We start from the raw sequence: 16,303 nt of genomic DNA on the forward strand, positions 1-16,303 counted from the left end.
CAACCCATTTCTTTGCTACCTTTCGGCGTAGCGACCAAAATCATTTCCTGAGAGTTAAATAACTGCTAAATGATTTCTTCTCATGAATACCGCGTAAGCTATCACGCTGAAGAGGCACAGATCAAGATCAGTTTCCCCATAACGCGATCACTTGGATCATTTTACGTCGTTAAACCCGCAATTCCTTCTGGCTTCTGTTATTAGCTCTTCAAGCACTGCGGTTTGAGTCATGTTGTAAAGCTCTGATAAAAAAACCAAATCTGCCTTTACATCATTACGAATAGATGTTTTCAACTCAGTATGCGTATGCTTTCTTCGCTGTTTTAGTTCTCTTTGTTTTTGAGCATTGCTTTTGGGTGTACGGTCACATTTCGTTAACATAACGCCATCAGTCATGTACCCCCCCCTACTTCTTTATCATTAATGCAATCGCGAACCATTATACATAGAGATATAACATACAATGCTGGAAACAGTTAGGCCGATTCCGAGCGACCTAACTGTAATTCTAGCCATAACGTCAGGCAACTCCAGGGCCATCATAATCTTCATGATTCTGATAGTTCACGCTGTCATTTTGATCGCGTTCTCGTCCAACTGGTGAACCTTCCCAAGTCCGGCGCTGGCCTGATTTTTCCACAGTGGAACCATCTTTAAGAGTCTCAGTCCATTTAACAGGCACTACCCCCTTGTCTTCAAGCTTGATCTTCTCGCCAACATTGAATTGCTGTACGGCATCTTCAAGCCCAACGCCCCACAAAGTACGCTCACTACCATCAGCGTGACGTAGAGTAACGTAGTAACTATCATTACGCTCTCCTTCTGGTTTAGCCATATCGGGTTTAAATTTATATGGCGCGGCACCATGTTCGACTAATTCACCTTCATAGATGGATTCTGAGGATTTTTCAGGCTGCGAAGTTTGAGCTGGCTGTGTGGCCGTCTCTGATTCCAATTCCTGCGAAAGTTCATTACGCATTGCTGAAGCTAAATGCTCCGGGTCATGATCGTTGATTAAAGTTGCAATCCGGGTGGCAGCTTCTTCGCTTGGTGACATAGCAAAACGGAAAACCTCCCCTTCCTCTTTAGACGCGACTAACACTTCATACTGGTTTGTTTCAGCATCATGCTTAACACCAGCTGTACCAGGAAGCGAATCCTGCAATATGCTTACATTGACGGAAGATACTGCTTCCGGGCTGATATCCTTTATCTCACGTACCGCGTTAATCGTAGGCTCTGGCATTTCAACACTATTGCCGCTTCGCTCAATTGCTAGTTCTTCCTTCCTTTCAGCCAGACGTTTGTTCATAGCTTTATCGGTAAAATGAATATCCAGATTGTTTTTTGCGACAGCCTCTATCACCTGCTCTTTAAACTGCTTACTACCATTAATAGTTAGCGTGCTACCAAATTTTTCTTTTGCTAATTCAAGAGCAACCACTACAGCTGAGGCAGTCATACCACTTTTGCGTAAAGCAATAGCCCGGCCTGTATCGACAAACATCGTCCGGTCAGTCTTCTTATCGAGATAGTGAATATTCTGGCTAAGTTTAGCTCGTTTGGTATACAGATCATTAGCCGTGATTGTTCTCTGCCGCTCACGAGCGCGTTGCTCTGCAACATGCTCATTAACGTTCTTGATAATGCGAGCGAAACGAGCTTTTGCGTTTTGCGGTTCAGCTGCGGCTTCACCCTTAGTGATAGAATTATCGGGAATACGTTTTCCTTTGACTAATTTACGAATATCTTCACTACCCATAGTATCATTCTCCAACTCGAAATATTCATTGGGATGTTTGAGCGCATGATGTGCTTTCATGCGTTCAAACGTTAATACTGAGATGATTTGTTTTTTCTCAGTTCTCGTTAACCTTTCATCAGTCGCAATAAATCGACGTGTATTATAAAACTTTTTATCAATTTCGCGTATTTCACGGCGTAACGCTGGTTGTATTGAATTCTCCTCCATTTTTCTTAAAAAATAAGCAGCAACAAAAGAAGCATTTTTATCTTTTTTAGGCATAACTCTACGAATAGGACTCACTCTATTTGTAGAGTCTTTTACATTCGATTTACCAAAAAGCCTTACAGCTCTTTTTTGAATGTCTTCAACACTTGCTATTTTTTTGGGATTAAGGGCATGAGGAGGTAAATTGATCGACTCAGCGTCTAATCCTCCGAAACCTCCTCGTAGTCGGTATCCGCGTCGTTGGGCGAAACTGGTGAGGCTTGGGATGCCATGAACGCGGGCATGCTTGTCGAAGTCGTATTCGCCAGTGTTTCGTCTTCCTCTTCTTCCTGATAGATCATGTCGCAATCGAGAATCTCTTCCTGAGTTTTGTTGTCCCATGTGAATGTGTGCATCGCCCGGCAGTAGCACCGAACGCTCGGCTTCTCGATAGTCCCTGTCAGTTGCCACATCGCCGCCGGACAAACTTTGCAAGCCATCGGGAGATTTGGTAAATCCGATTCGTCCAGCTTCATCAGCACTTCGCTGATTACTTCTTTGCCATTTGGCAGGGTGTAACTCATATCGCCCCCTATTTTTTTCATAAAATTCATTTTGTCTTTGTGCCAACATCGTTATCTTTTGTTCAGCATTAGCATCCTTATAAAGCTGCCTGAATTTTGGTGTAGCTTTACTAACATACTTAATTTCTTTTGCACGCTGAGGCCATTCTGCAAACCGCGCACTGATAACAGCTTTATCCAATGGTGGTTTTTTTATTTCACGATTAACGATAAAATCATCATGAAATATTGTCTCTTTGAGATTCGTAAACTTTTTATCTTCTGGGAGCTTAACAGCTATGTACTCATTAGCTTTCCCTTTATTCCTAATCTTGGTTTCGCCAAAAGTGGATACATGAGCATAAAATCCCTCGCGAGTAGTAATATCTTTTTCAATAACATCTGCGACTAACTGCTTTTTAAAATCTTGGTTTTTAGTTCTGAAGTCATCGCCTTTATAACGAGACAAAACATCAGCAACATTGGTAGGGTCTACTCGAACATGTTCGCGAGGTGAAGCAAGGTTATACTTCTGATTAATGTATTCCTGGAAAGCTTCAAAGTATTTTACATTCGAGTCAAACATTCCTCGGGGATTCATTTCTTTACCCGTCAGTAAATTTTTTCGCGGAACAAAAATGTGAATGTGAGGTTTTCTTTCAATCTTTTCACCAGTTTTTTTATCAATAGTTTCTTTTATTTTTGGGAGATGTGCCTCCGCATAGAAATTATACTCATCTTCTTCATATGCGTACATTAAAAACTGTTTAAATTCCTTCGTGATTTCAAGCAATGTTTCATTTGGGATTTCATCCTCACGAAATGATAAAGTAAAGGTAGCATAACGCTCTTGTCCCTTATCAGGGATTTGTTGATAGACCATTTGTGTTAATCCCAAATCACCATCAAGAATAACCCTTTCATCTAATTCATCACGGCTTAACTCCCTGCCGTTTTTTCGCCCCTCTTCCAAATACTCTTTACCACCATTATTATAGCCACTGACTCTAATCAACATCAGACACCCCCGTCATTAATAAATGTCGGATATCAACAAGAGAGTTATTAATGGATTTATAAAGTCGCTCAGATACTTTCCCTTCGAGGTGAGCGGCATTAACTTGATGCGCTAATTGATTTAGATTATTACTCGCCTTATTAAACAAGAAAGTAAGGCGTTCGAGATCTTTAGATGGAGCTGCTTTTAATGTAATATTAACGTTGGCGTTTAGAAAAACTTCACGAAAAAACTCAGACTTTTTCATATTTGAAGAGGCCAGCTTTTCTTCAAATTGTACGAAGTCTTCCTGGGATAACCTAAAGGCGACGACCTTATCCTTGTTTTTCTTTTCTGCCATATGACGCCTCCAGTAAGGACAACAACAACATGAACAAGTACCGCCGAGCGCAGCGGGGTTTCAAAGGGGCACCCCCTTTGGCACGACGATTTTACGAACTGCGAAGCAGTTTGTAAACATCGGTCACGTGCCTCTATCTTTTAACCACTGTAGCCGATATTTCACTAAATTGCACTATTTTGCATAAAAACAATTGACGATTGCACTGCGTTGCACTAAATTGCATAAACACGGTGATATTTTCACTGTTTTGCACTAAGTTGCACTGGAGGTGTGAAAAATGATAGAGTTCAGCCAATCTAACAATGAGGCTTTGATCATGTCAGACTGGCGAAACAACCCTAGAACGGGGAAAAGCACATTCATGCCGCTGCTGAATGATATCGATGCGCGGTTAAAGCTGGGCGAAACACTCAAGCAAATATACGAGTCTTTCAAAGACAGTAAGGCGCTTGAAATGAGTTACCCTCAATTCACACGGTATGTAAAAAAATATTGTAATGGAGGCCAGAATGTCCCAACTCCGAAACCTAAAGAAAAATTAAAAGTCAATACACAGGTAAACGCTTCAGAGGATACACCAGATGAAAACCCCCATCAGATTACAGATGATCTACTGAGTCAGTATATGGAGGTTTGTTATCGTCAGGAAAGGATAGCCAAAAGAGCTATCGAAAAAGGTGTACCTCTTGAGCAAATTAAAGAATGGAACGCGCCTAATAAGGTTAGATTAGGCACCCTAATTACAAATTATGAAGTTAAAAACTAAGGATATTTATGTACCTGAAAATTGCAGTTCTCAACAATAGCGGTAATGTTGGTAAATCTACTATCTGCCAGACTGTTCTTAAACCTCGACTTCCAGAGTCTGAGATCATCAGAGTAGAGACCATCAATAGTGATGGCACAAATGATGAGAGATTATCAGCGAAAGATTATGATGAAATAATTAAACGTATCGATGATGTAGATTGCACAATCATTGACGTAGGCTCATCTAACATTGAGCAATTTATGGTTCAGATGCAAGAATACCAAGGAAGTCATGATTTGATTGATTACTTCATTGTTCCTGTTACCGTTCAAGACAAACAGCAAAGGGATTCTATTGCAACAATAAACAATCTATTAGATATGGGTGTAGACGAGGATAGAATTAAAGTAATTTACAACTTCGCTGATAAAGACACATCTATTGAAAAACAATACTCCATATTTTTATCAGATAAGACCAGCAAAAAAATAGCGGGGAAAAATCCTGCTGTTGTTTATAACAGCAATATATTTAATCTTTTAACAAAATCTGGATTAAAATATGATGATGTATATAGCGACGATCGCGATTTCCGTAGCTTAATCCGAGCCGCTGCGTCGAAGGAAGAAAGACAGGAACTCTCTAATCTGCGAGCAGTCAAAATGTTGATGAATGGATTCAATTCAGATCTTGATATCGCATTTGATAATTTAAAACTGGCATAAACAAATAAGGGTAAGTATAGCTTACCCTTAATAATTTCAGGTGAATAAAATGGCTAAATCATTGTCTGAAGAATTAAAAGACCTGAAAATTCAGGCATTACTTGAAGACTATGTGAACCTTGAAGAAAAAATCAAGGAAATTCCTGATATTTTGAGTGAACATCTTCAGGAAGTTAGAAAAGCAATTAAAGATATGCCTGGTGAACTGGAAGTTGGCATCGAAAAACTCGCTACTGCGGTAGAAGAAGCTGAATCGAGCTATAAATACATCGCTGAAAAACATAGGGCTGTATTAAATAATCAACTTGACGAAGCCAAGCTTGAATTAAGACAGCATATTAGCGCGGCAATATCTGATAATATCAATGATGTAAATAGCAAATTAAACCAGTTATCTAATAAGGTAGAAAACATAAAAGGGAACAGTACATTTATCAGTCAAAAGAGCTTAATCGCAATGATCCTCATGTCTGGGATTACATTTCTTTCCCTAATTGTCTGCATAGTGCAGATAATGACTCGAATTTAAGTTTCCTTAGCTTAAGTAGAAACGCGTCTGTAGGGATTTCTGGCCGTAAACGACCAGAACCCCCAACACCCGGACAAATCACCCGCAGAAAGCCGCTCTGGCGTCTTCCTGCGTGCTCAGCCGGGCTTACGGACGCTATGCAGCTGTATCACCGTCTGAAAGGCCGCAATGGGCTTTGCAGGGAGGGGGGAGTATGGCGCAGAACGGGAAACTGTAACCGCCCTTACGGGCGGGCATCGCCGCCCCTCACCTTCAGCGTTCACCAGTGCCATTTCTGGCGGCTTCCATGCCCTACGGGCATAAAAAAGGCTGCTCACGCAGCCCCTCGGATATTTCGTTTTACTGCATTGTAAATGCAATACAAAATAAATGGGTTATTTAATATCCACGGATATAGGTATTGTTGCTCATATTTCTTTACGGCGATCATATATTCATTCAAAAACCCATGCCTTGATGACTTTGAGCAAAGATACTTGTGCGCCCAATGAGCAATGATATTACGTGCCATCTTCTCTCCATAAATAGTGTATAACATTATACACTATTATTTTTTAACCGGTTTACGTCCGGTCTTAGGTCGGTTAAACTCGGCTTCCCGGATAAGATCAGACCGTTGTTCCTCTCCCAGCATTTCCAGCGCCCTTAATCCTGCCCTGAGCACACTGACACGCATCGCATGATTCTCCTCACTGTACTGGTCAAACTTTGCAATATCCTCTTCCAGTAACGGAAAATTGACGCGGGTGATCACGCTGCCCGATGTCGGACGGTGACTGGTTTCACTAACCAACTCACGCAACGTTTTGTGTTCATCGATATTCCTCAGCGCCGGACTGACCTTCAGCTTTGTAGTTCGTTTACTCATAATTTCCTCATATTGGTGTATAACGATACACACCAATAAATTTAGTTAAGCGGCCAGCAATTCAAGCTCTCTCAGTAACATCTCAATTTCCCCCCGCGCCTGGTTCCCTTTGCGGTCATTGAACTCATGTACAGATAACCCTTCATTGTAGGAACGATAATAGGATTTACGTTGATAAAGACGCTGCCGGGCAACGGGAATCCAGTTCTCCTGATCGGCCTCGATATCTTTACGGAAACTAGAAGCATCAATATCTGACGGATGAGTATCGCACTTGTTCATAACCAGTACCGCTTTCAGACCTTTGTTGACCGATGCCTGATACTGGAACACATCGGCAACCATCAGGCCGAGCGTGTTGATTTCAATCTGAGCTGAAGGGTTAACCAGAGAGATAAACAGATCAGCCACCGCAAGGCATTTACTGAACTCCGGCGATCTACGCCCTGGTGCATCGAGCAGTACAATGTCATATTTTTTATCAAGCTTCCGAGCCATCGCCGGGATATCATGGTAACACTCGTAGTAATCCACATCCGGTTGTATTCCTTGCGCCCTGCGGTCTTCAAGCCAGTCTTTTACACTATGCTGATCATCACACTCCAGTGCAGCAACGCGCTTACCACTGCGAAGAATCAGGCACATCAGTATATGGATGTAGATAGTGGATTTTCCTACACCGCCCTTATGGCTTCCAACGAGAATGATCATAGACACCTCATTAATGTATAACGTTACACACCGTTAAAGCGTGTGTGAATTCTGCTGAACATCTGCATACAGTTATACTGCATAATCTCCTCAGATGTAAATAGTGTATAACGTTACACACCAATATTTTTCGCATTATAAAGCAGGGCTGCGGCTTCTTCCCTGTCCATGCCGAAACGGACAGCATAGCGCCCGGCAACATCGGCCTCCAGTGCCAGCACATCAAGGTACACCTGCGTGCTTTTAAAACTCCGGTGGCCGAGCAGTTTCTTCAGTGTCAGCGGCTCGATACCGCAGTAAAGCAGGTGCATCGCGTAGCTGTGCCGGAACGTGTGCGGAGTGACGGGGACAGAAAACCGTATTCCCTCACTTTCACAGCGCGTGACCGCGTCACTCAGCCAGTTACGGATCGTGTCGTCCGTGACCTGCCAGACGCGCTTAGTCCTGAATTTACAGAACGTGTCCAGGTGATCGCGAAGCCGCAGCGTAAAACCTTCATCAAACAGTGGCACATCGCGGTAACTGTCCTTCGGTGGCCGTCCGGGTTTACCCTGTTGCTTGAGGGTCATGAGCGACACGAACGGGCGCGACGGCCAGCGCTCCCCGGTGTGAATATTGTCCGGGGTGACGGCCAGCGCTTCACTCAGTCGAGCGCCGGTATTCCACAACACATCAAAGAACATTCGTTTACGCAGATCGCTAAAGCCCTGGGCGAGCAGAACGGTGATTTCCGGCTCCAGCAGGTACTTTGGTTTGTCGGCCTGACGGTTCGCCAGCTGGCGAACGGCAAGCGCCAGCGCAAAATCAATCCGGGGGGTGGCGATGCGGCTGATCGCGCTGTGTGAAATCTGGCTCAGTTCGGCGGGATGAGTGCTCAATTTTTTAATCTCCGCGCTCAGGCGTTACGTTATCGTTTTAACGTAATGATAGGGGAGAGGGCGAGGCACGTCGCGGAGAAAAACCCGGCTTAAAGGTGATCGGTCATTCGGGGAAACTTCCTTACAGGGAATAAAAGCCGATTGCCCGGACAAGGGCAGGGCGGGAACAACCACCCCTGGTTAATCGGCTCCCTGACCTGTCCGGGCTGCGCCATTGTAGCACTGCCGCGTGACGCAGCGGCGGTGGCGGCGGGGGAAAATCTTCTTCAGTGAGGCTGAATGATTACAGCTGCGACCGCGTCGCCGGCAGCAGCTGGCCAGCGTCCTGCAGCGGCATCGAGGGCGAACATGAAATGAGAAAAAACAGCTAGTTAGTAAAATCGACGTCAGAAAAAAGTTGGTCAGAAAATCTGAACGGAACGGGGCAGGGGCGCAATTCGGTAAACTGATAGTAAACCCGAACCGGGCAGACGTGCCGAAGCTGCGCCGCGCCGGACGGTTCCACAACGCGCCCCGATCCGGTAAGGTGGAAGGACACCGCCAGTTAATAAAAGGAACGAGACAATGAGCGTCATGTTTAAAATGAAAAACCCAATATTTAACGCACATGATCTGTATGTCATGGTGCGCCTGAGCATGATTAAATATTTTCCCTATGAGGCCACCAATATTAAACCGTGGGAAGTCCTGACTATTTATCTGCAAAAAGCGCAGGGGCTGGATTTTGAAATTGATAACGAGCCGGACGTCAGGGGGCTGACGTTCCGGGGGAAAAGCTACGATATGTATAAAGATTTGGAGAAAGAAGAAGAGGGGCCGTTTCACTCGGCGGCCTGGTATGCCTCGCAGGTGGCAAAATGGAATCAGCAGGATTTAGGTGAGCTGGACGTTGATCTGAATCTGATGCGAAGCTGGCTGAAACTGAATGATTACGTAAAAGAAAATCTGCCAACGGATAAATTTTTACAGCAGGAATTTTTGATAATTGCCGATGTGGCAGCGGAGAGAAGAAATAGCCGTTAAGAGGGGCAAGGGTCATGTAATACAGCGGTAATACAGCGGTATTACATGACCGTTAACAGGGGTTCACCCGAAGACTCCGGGAAATAGCTGTTGTGCGAGCATGACCAGCCCTAACAGCACACACAGAACGACACAAACACTCCCCAGCGCAAGCACCCAGCCCAACTCTTTATCGTTAAAATCCATCATTATTACCCCTAGGTTATTTCGATAGTGCTTCTTTGGCCGCAGTAATATCTTTTGCATCCAAAGCGACAATATCCATAAAACTTAACGAGCGCCCTTCAAACCAGAGATTATCATCATGGCATGTGACAGCAACGCCAGAATAAATAAGAGGTTGCAACTTGCCATCATCCAGAATGTACCCCTTACCATCCGCTCCACAACGATAACTATTGGTTTCAGATACCTTAATGGGTGCGCCTGGATTAATCAGCGGAATACCCGTCGCTGAAGCAGTAAAACTTGCCGCTAATGTCATCGTTAATATAGCTATGAATTTCATAATTATCTTCTTCTCAATTATTTTCCAAAGGGAATGACATAGGAGTTATCCGGGCGTTTGAATCGAATGGCATTATTGGGGAATTCGCCGTGACGTTCTACAATCCAAATTTCATTTGTAGCAGTTTGGTGGGGTACTTCCCCATCGCCAATAAACACTGATACGGCTTGGTCATCTGGATTAACAATGATACAACCAGTTTCCCTAATAAGACTTCTTAAAACGGATTGCGGGCACTCGCTGAAGCCATACACTTTACTTTTGTGTCCGTGATTATTTATCTCATACCCCGGTGATATTGCTATAGCAGGTTCTTGGCCGTAATCCTTCATCACGTTATCAATCGCACTTTTTACCTGGTCACACCCGGAGACTAACAAAGCCACTGTAACAACATACAATATTGGTTTCACTGTTGTTTCCTTCTCTGCTAGCGGGGATTAATCCCCGATTCTGCCAGTCCGTGCATGATGGCGTTCACACCATCCATCATCAGATACGCCTCATCTTCTGAGGTGGAGCGTACAGCACAATCCGAATGCGCTGTACGCTTGCAGAACTGCGCCAGCGCCCAAGCTACTTCTGTGTCTAACTCCAGTGTTAAAGTCACTTTTTCATTAGCATTCATGTTATTCACCTTATATTATTAATGCACAGTTGTATAATACGCCTCATTCCGGGTAAATTGAGTCGTTTCTGGAATTAATGCCACGGATGCAAATAGTTTTTCCATCAGGTAGCCTGACACCAATTAATCGAAGAATGAAACCGCGCCAACCTGAATTAGCTTCTTTGATACATCGATAAAGTTCGGAGTTTTCGTTTTTCAACTTAGACCACTCAATGCTTAATGTTGCCGGGTCTAATTCAGAAATATGTTTCACTTCACCATTCACACGAACAGTATTAATTCCTTCGCCTACCATATCAACCTCTTTTTCCGTTCTTAAAAATCTATAATGACAAGGATTCATACCACATCATCATACATGCAAACAGTGTTAAAAGAGCGGAAGTGACACAGATTTTTCCATCTGTATTCATACAGGTAAGTACACCAAGCATAGAAAGCGTCACATAAGCATAAAACATATCCTACCCCCTTACTCTCTAATATTTAAGCATTCTCATCCATTTGGATTTGCTGGAAAGGTAGCGCAAACACACCCCCACGGTTAATGAAATGTCTACCAGACCAGCAAAAATTTAAATACCTAAAATCATCATATCAATAGCAGAAACCAATTGATCGCGTAAATGTGAAGCATCCATAATTGCATCTTCAGCTTTCAGATTTTTTACATCCGTTGTCGTTATCATGGTAGCCAGCACTACATAATCGATCTGCTCGATTGTAATAACTGGCGTTAACGCTTTTACCTGCGAATTAGAGTTGGCTTTCTGCGTTAAAGGCATAACCAAGCGAGTATTAAGGTGTGCAAGCATATCTGCCTGTACATCAATAAAATACGGGTATGCTTGTTTGTTCCGGGATTTATTTTTGTAAACTGCAAACTGTTTCACTAAATCACCCCGAAATTTTCATCATCAGAAAAAATACCCACCTCTTCCACAAAGCTGTTTAACGCCTCGATACCCGCGCGGTTTTCCTCGATCCAACGTTCACGCTTGCGTTCTCTGACAGCAGTTTCCAGCGCCTGGTTAGATATCGCGGAAACATTCAAGTCCAGCTCTTTAGCCTCTTCAAGTAGACCAGCATTTAAGTACACGTTTGTACTACGTTTTTTCTCGGCTACATTCGTTCTCATCATAACCTCCTGCGCATAGTTTATGTGCATAATTATAGCGCACAAAAAATGAAACAACCAATGCCATTATTGGCGGGATTTCTCCCGCCCGTTTGGTTAGTGAGCATACCCTCTGAGATGCTCCAACCACCACCGTAACTCATCCCATTCATGGGCTTTCATCGCCGGGATCTTTACCTCCCAACCCTTTACAAGTGCATCAGCGATGTTTACAATTTTGGTCATTGGCATAATGATTACCCCAGTAATTACTTTGTCATGCGGTATCAGGTTGTTAGCGCAACCTGATACCACCCCAAGATTATTTCATGAAAATTTTTAGAATCTCCTCCTTTGCTTTCTCTTGTTCGCTTGGTGAATAAGCGAAATTATACCAACCTTTAATATTTGCAATGATTTGTTTTTCATTACAACCACATTGTTCAATCCAAAACTTAACATTACGTTTCAACGAGGCAAGCGCTGTTAATTCCATTTCCCATTCCTCAAATAATCCGCCCCATTTAGAGGCGGGAATTAGTATTAATTGAGTTGCTCAACCCGAAGAATTGCATAATCATTGTTTTGGTTATGCTGACCAAATATAAAAGCAGCATCACACTCATTAAGAGCATTCGTATGGAAATGACACTGAATAGTTTCGTTATTGCAATTTTTGGCAAGAAATACAACATCGAAACGAGAGAGGCGAAGGTATTCAAAAGAGTTCATTTTTTAGCTCCTGGCCGTTCGGCCTTTACGGGAAAGCACCGCGCTTTCCATGTAAATAATATTACACGTTATAACGTGCTTTATCAAGCGTGAATTCATAAATATCACCTCTTTTTTTATGCCCGAAAGGGCATGAAAGGCGACTGCTCCGGGGCTGTGTGAACTCCGTTCGACAATCGCCGGGCTTTGCTCCCCTTAAACCAGATCAACGCGCCCACTACCACCTCACGCAATCAGGGCAACCATCAAACACACATCCACGCCAGCTGACCAGGCAACGCGCCGACCCCCTCCCTGCTAAGCCCAACATCCACGGAATTTAACGCCGCACAGCTGCCCGTTTAAGCCTGTCCCGGTGAGCGGGCTTTCCGGCGCTGGGCGACGGGAAGCGCGTGATTTCCGGGCGCGTGGTGCGTCAGCTTGCTGACGTGCCCGCGTGGCTGTTCCTCCGGCTTGAAACTGCACCATTAAGTCTCACTCAATTTTGCTGAATAATCCCAAGACTATATAACAGCTGAAAGGTCGCTGAAGCAGCTCGCCGGCGAGCGTGCGAGGTCATGAAAAACAGAAGGTTAAGTGAAGAGTTGATACGTCAGTTTTTTTGAATCTGTAACATATCGATAGAAGGAATAACTGATTGGTCTTTGCTATCTGACACTAGCGATAGCCCGAAACCGTAAGCGGGTTCGGCGTAGCTTGCCTGATGGCAAACGCCATCAGGTTAGCGAAGTGTGGCAGACGACCCGGCCTGTGGACGGGGAGCCGAAGGGAGCCTGATTAACAAGCTTTTTTAGACAGTTCAGCCCGCAGTTTGCTGTTATCTGACTCCAGAGAAATGATTTGATTTCTGGCCTTTTCAAGTTCTTTAGACAACACGGCCAGCGGAGATAAGTCACCTTGTCCTTGATCCATATCGGCTACAAAATCCTCCCTAAACGCCAGGATTGCCGCATTCAGAGCATTTTCCAGCTCTACTACTTTAGTTGGAAGTGGTACACGCTCAGTCAGACATTGCGCCAGCTCAACGGCAATTTTTGCTGCATGCTGAGCAGGGGTCTTAACATCATCGATACGAGGCAACAATTGATAGTCAGGATGCTCATTCAGTAGCAGTAAAAGCATATATGTTTCACTGACTGACACGCGATTAGTATTCTGTTCTTTATCCTGCCAGGATCGAAGGGATAGCCCGAACAAAGCAGCCATTTCCTTTTGTGTGTAGTTCAGAAACACCCGCGCACGCTGCGCCAGTTCGCCTCTGTAATCAGCTTTCAGATCCATGTTCCTGAGACCCCTTTAGAAAACGAATAAATTCTCGTGTTAGTTTTGGTAACGGAAAGTCGCTTACCCGGATAAAGTCGCCAACATTAAGGAAAAACTCCTGATTAAGTACCTCGATACGTTCCTCTTTAGCCCCAGATGCTCGTTCTGCTTTCGTCGGGTTCGTCCGATCAAGCACCAGATATTGAAGTCGGTACTTAATACCGTCACTTTGCACCGCCAGCGACTGCGTAATCCGGGACGTTTCGCCCCGACGCCTAACAAAAAACAGATCTTTCATACCTTCACACTCCTAAAACAGAGCACCCAAACAGTAGGCCGCGGGGGCATCCCCCCACGGCTAACTGTCAACGCTCCAGTGTTGATAAAAATCCAATCACTTTGATTAACTGGTCTTTGCTGAGATCGCTCAGCTTAAGCCTATATGCTTCGCCGTACATCTCACACACATCCCCTGTAATCCCTCCGGGGGTTTTGATATGGCACAGCACATCATAGTAACCACCATAGTTTTGCACCTCGACCAGCTGCCCGACCAGGTTGATTAAAATCTGCCGTTCATCCTTAACTTTTTGCGCCCCGGCGCGGTCAGCTTCGAAATACGCGATTTGCTTTTCAGCATCAGGCAAAATTTTACGGCGGATATCCTGAGCAATTCCCCAAGGTTCGCGCATGGGGGACACCGTACAAGCGGAGTAACCGCCAGAACTACGCACAGACCGGACACCTCCAATCAAATGAATTCGATCTTTTTCAAGACGTGCGCCGATGGAGTAATGCCGTAAGGCCGGATTTACCAAGTTTATCCGGTATGCATCCTCTGTACGTCTGTCTATCTTCCAGCCATCGCCCAGGAAGGTACAAACCCGGTTAAAAACAGCTTCATAACGGGCAAAAAAGGTTTTTTCCATATAATCCCCCTGCAACTTTAAAATGGAGGGCTTGCGCCCCCCACGGCATCAGGCGCGGCGCTCTACAGATTTGCGCCCATCAGCTTTACGCTGGCCATAAGTGCCATACATTTCACGGATTTCATCCATTGAATGCTCTTTACGGTTGCGGATGGATTTATGTTCTTCCGGGCGATAAAACCACTGCTTTTTCTGCGACGCCCATTTACACCCTAACGCTTTTAATGCTTCTTTATGCGTTTTGGTATCGCCAGAGATCCAAACCCAGTTACCAATAACCTCAAAAATAATATCTGGAAGATTATTTAATTCTGTTAATACTCGTTCCAACTCCTCGCCATAGTCATAACGTGCATTATCATCAGTTGACTGGTATTGATTAACCTTTTCGAAATTAGCCATCAAAAAATCAAATGCTGCATTAATTGCTTTCATGATTTCCGCAGCAATCGGATTATCTTTGTTCCGATCCGGGTGATGTTTCAGCGAGGCTTTTTTGTAGGCTTTCTTAATTTCTTCTTTGGTTAATTCACCGGATAAACCAAATACATTTAATGCTTCCTGAATATTCATTTAAAACTCCTGGCCGTTCGGCCTTTAGGGAAAGCACCACGCTTTCCATAAAAACAATATTACACGTTATAACGTGCATCAGCAAGAGTTTTTAGAAAAAAATGACAAAAAACCCGGTTTAACCGGGCTTAACATGGGGATCTAATATTTAACCTCCACGACCACTGGAGCGGTGTTTTCTGCCTGAACCGAGGCAGACCCTGACCAGTATTCATAAAATGCTCTGTTTTTCTCCAGGCTCTCTTGTGCAGCCTCTTCAGAACGAAATGAGCCTAGGCAGGAACACCCAACCATAATACGCCAGCGGCGGCGATGATATTTAATTTCAATAGCTGGGACGAAAGAATTAACAGACATAGAACCTCCAAAGAAAAATGATTAGGGGCGCACCCCCTATAATATTCAGCAATAAGATGAAAATTCATGTTTTTCTGTTGGATCAGTTTTATAAGCCCGCTCGTATTCTTCAATTACAATTAATGGGCAGGAAGCATAATCTTTAATTCTTCGTTTTATAATCTCTTCGCCAACAAAAATATTTGGCTTAGGTATAACATACCCCTGCATATTAATATATGTTACTTCAGAATCCACTGGGCGAACACAAACCGTAGCTTTCCCATGAATGCTAACCACTTGGTAAAAACTAACGTTTGTCTGCTCATATCCCCAAGAGGAAGCGAAAATATCCCCCACAGAAACGGAACCGTTAGTAAATTGCAGAGAAGACATAATATACTCCTGGCCGTTCGGCCTTTACGGGAAAGCACCGCGCTTTCCATGTAAATAATATTACACGTTATAACGTGCTTTATCAAGCGTGAATTCATAAATATCACCTCTTTTTTTATGCCCGAAAGGGCATGAAAGGCGACTGCTCCGGGGCTGTGTGAACTCCGTTCGACAATCGCCGGGCTTTGCTCCCCTTAAACCAGATCAACGCGCCCACTACCACCTCACGCAATCAGGGCAACCATCAAACACACATCCACGCCAGCTGACCAGGCAACGCGCCGACCCCCTCCCTGCTAAGCCCAACATCCACGGAATTTAACGCCGCACAGCTGCCCGTTTAAGCCTGTCCCGGTGAGCGGGCTTTCCGGCGCTGGGCGACGGGAAGCGCGTGATTTCCGGGCGCGTGGTGCGTCAGCTTGCTGACGTGCCCGCGTGGCTGTTCCTCCGGCTTGAAA

23 protein-coding genes are annotated in these 16,303 nt (G+C 44.4%); 4 read left to right on the forward strand and 19 right to left on the reverse strand.

Annotated elements, in window-relative coordinates; genetic code table 11:
• Positions 1-156: 156 nt before the first annotated feature.
• From WFN87_RS23020 to WFN87_RS23030, 3 genes are all read right to left on the reverse strand, one after another.
• A complete protein-coding gene (locus tag WFN87_RS23020) occupies positions 157-396 on the reverse strand; it encodes a RepB family protein (RefSeq protein ID WP_001773447.1) in 240 nt (79 codons plus the stop codon).
• 124 nt (positions 397-520) lie between these two features.
• Entirely contained in the window at positions 521-3,532 is a 3,012-nt protein-coding gene (locus tag WFN87_RS23025; RefSeq protein ID WP_037404230.1) for an LPD7 domain-containing protein, read from the reverse strand.
• Positions 3,522-3,872, reverse strand: a complete 351-nt coding sequence (locus WFN87_RS23030) for a plasmid mobilization protein (RefSeq protein ID WP_001773445.1) — start codon at positions 3,870-3,872, stop codon at positions 3,522-3,524. The genes WFN87_RS23025 and WFN87_RS23030 overlap by 11 nt, the downstream gene beginning before the upstream one ends.
• A 280-nt stretch (positions 3,873-4,152) precedes the next feature.
• On the opposite strand from WFN87_RS23030, the gene WFN87_RS23035 reads away from it, so the two are divergent.
• Genes WFN87_RS23035 through WFN87_RS23045 form a run of 3 tightly spaced genes read left to right on the forward strand, consistent with a single transcriptional unit; the run spans position 4,153 to position 5,880 of the window.
• A complete protein-coding gene (locus WFN87_RS23035; protein ID WP_037404229.1) occupies positions 4,153-4,641 on the forward strand; it encodes a TraK family protein in 489 nt (162 codons plus the stop codon).
• Between the two features lie 8 nt (positions 4,642-4,649).
• Positions 4,650-5,351 carry a StbB family protein gene (gene stbB, locus WFN87_RS23040; protein WP_077263869.1) on the forward strand — a complete coding sequence of 234 codons (702 nt, stop codon included), beginning with the start codon at positions 4,650-4,652 and terminating at the stop codon, positions 5,349-5,351.
• Between the two features lie 49 nt (positions 5,352-5,400).
• The gene (locus WFN87_RS23045; protein WP_037404225.1) at positions 5,401-5,880 is read left to right on the forward strand and encodes a hypothetical protein; all 480 of its coding nucleotides are present in this window, start codon (positions 5,401-5,403) and stop codon (positions 5,878-5,880) included.
• 547 nt (positions 5,881-6,427) lie between these two features.
• On the opposite strand, the gene WFN87_RS23050 is transcribed toward WFN87_RS23045, so the two are convergent.
• The 3 genes from WFN87_RS23050 to WFN87_RS23060 form a co-directional block, all read right to left on the reverse strand.
• A complete protein-coding gene (locus WFN87_RS23050; RefSeq protein ID WP_037404223.1) occupies positions 6,428-6,748 on the reverse strand; it encodes a hypothetical protein in 321 nt (106 codons plus the stop codon).
• A 45-nt stretch (positions 6,749-6,793) separates the two neighbouring features.
• On the reverse strand, positions 6,794-7,459 hold the full coding sequence (locus tag WFN87_RS23055; protein ID WP_001623616.1) for a division plane positioning ATPase MipZ: 666 nt from the start codon (positions 7,457-7,459) through the stop codon (positions 6,794-6,796).
• A gap of 113 nt (positions 7,460-7,572) precedes the next feature.
• Positions 7,573-8,337 (reverse strand): tyrosine-type recombinase/integrase, encoded by a 765-nt coding sequence (locus tag WFN87_RS23060; RefSeq protein WP_037404221.1) that lies wholly within the window; start codon positions 8,335-8,337, stop codon positions 7,573-7,575.
• 564 nt (positions 8,338-8,901) lie between these two features.
• On the opposite strand from WFN87_RS23060, the gene WFN87_RS23065 reads away from it, so the two are divergent.
• Positions 8,902-9,360 (forward strand): hypothetical protein, encoded by a 459-nt coding sequence (locus WFN87_RS23065; RefSeq protein WP_037404219.1) that lies wholly within the window; start codon positions 8,902-8,904, stop codon positions 9,358-9,360.
• A 202-nt stretch (positions 9,361-9,562) separates the two neighbouring features.
• Here the strand turns inward: WFN87_RS23065 and WFN87_RS23070 are convergent, their stop codons facing one another.
• The 13 genes from WFN87_RS23070 to WFN87_RS23130 all read right to left on the reverse strand — a co-directional run bounded on the left by WFN87_RS23070 (position 9,563) and on the right by WFN87_RS23130 (position 15,845).
• Complete coding sequence (locus WFN87_RS23070) at positions 9,563-9,868, reverse strand: hypothetical protein (protein ID WP_037404217.1); 306 nt, start codon at positions 9,866-9,868, stop codon at positions 9,563-9,565.
• 17 nt (positions 9,869-9,885) lie between these two features.
• Entirely contained in the window at positions 9,886-10,281 is a 396-nt protein-coding gene (locus tag WFN87_RS23075; protein WP_037404215.1) for a hypothetical protein, read from the reverse strand.
• Positions 10,282-10,298: 17 nt separating this feature from the next.
• The gene (locus tag WFN87_RS23080; RefSeq protein WP_037404213.1) at positions 10,299-10,496 is read right to left on the reverse strand and encodes a DUF7706 family protein; all 198 of its coding nucleotides are present in this window, start codon (positions 10,494-10,496) and stop codon (positions 10,299-10,301) included.
• A 43-nt stretch (positions 10,497-10,539) separates the two neighbouring features.
• Positions 10,540-10,794, reverse strand: a complete 255-nt coding sequence (locus WFN87_RS23085; protein ID WP_072010979.1) for a hypothetical protein — start codon at positions 10,792-10,794, stop codon at positions 10,540-10,542.
• A gap of 280 nt (positions 10,795-11,074) precedes the next feature.
• Complete coding sequence (locus WFN87_RS23090; protein WP_037404212.1) at positions 11,075-11,392, reverse strand: CcdB family protein; 318 nt, start codon at positions 11,390-11,392, stop codon at positions 11,075-11,077.
• Entirely contained in the window at positions 11,392-11,640 is a 249-nt protein-coding gene (locus WFN87_RS23095; RefSeq protein WP_227503614.1) for a type II toxin-antitoxin system CcdA family antitoxin, read from the reverse strand. Before WFN87_RS23095 ends, WFN87_RS23090 begins: the two co-directional genes overlap by 1 nt.
• Positions 11,641-11,938: 298 nt before the next feature.
• Entirely contained in the window at positions 11,939-12,112 is a 174-nt protein-coding gene (locus WFN87_RS23100) for a hypothetical protein (protein ID WP_197062212.1), read from the reverse strand.
• Between the two features lie 47 nt (positions 12,113-12,159).
• A complete protein-coding gene (locus WFN87_RS23105) occupies positions 12,160-12,348 on the reverse strand; it encodes a hypothetical protein (RefSeq protein ID WP_001610336.1) in 189 nt (62 codons plus the stop codon).
• A 777-nt stretch (positions 12,349-13,125) separates the two neighbouring features.
• Positions 13,126-13,629 (reverse strand): hypothetical protein, encoded by a 504-nt coding sequence (locus tag WFN87_RS23110; RefSeq protein ID WP_037404208.1) that lies wholly within the window; start codon positions 13,627-13,629, stop codon positions 13,126-13,128.
• Positions 13,613-13,909 carry a hypothetical protein gene (locus WFN87_RS23115; protein WP_037404206.1) on the reverse strand — a complete coding sequence of 99 codons (297 nt, stop codon included), beginning with the start codon at positions 13,907-13,909 and terminating at the stop codon, positions 13,613-13,615. The genes WFN87_RS23110 and WFN87_RS23115 overlap by 17 nt, the downstream gene beginning before the upstream one ends.
• A gap of 67 nt (positions 13,910-13,976) precedes the next feature.
• Positions 13,977-14,540 carry a hypothetical protein gene (locus WFN87_RS23120; protein WP_037404205.1) on the reverse strand — a complete coding sequence of 188 codons (564 nt, stop codon included), beginning with the start codon at positions 14,538-14,540 and terminating at the stop codon, positions 13,977-13,979.
• 48 nt (positions 14,541-14,588) lie between these two features.
• A complete protein-coding gene (locus tag WFN87_RS23125; protein WP_001610342.1) occupies positions 14,589-15,113 on the reverse strand; it encodes a J domain-containing protein in 525 nt (174 codons plus the stop codon).
• A 402-nt stretch (positions 15,114-15,515) separates the two neighbouring features.
• A complete protein-coding gene (locus tag WFN87_RS23130) occupies positions 15,516-15,845 on the reverse strand; it encodes a hypothetical protein (RefSeq protein ID WP_072010978.1) in 330 nt (109 codons plus the stop codon).
• Between the last annotated feature and the right edge of the window lie 458 nt (positions 15,846-16,303).

Source organism: Cedecea sp. AS113, assembly GCF_037152415.1.
Lineage (GTDB): Bacteria > Pseudomonadota > Gammaproteobacteria > Enterobacterales > Enterobacteriaceae > Cedecea.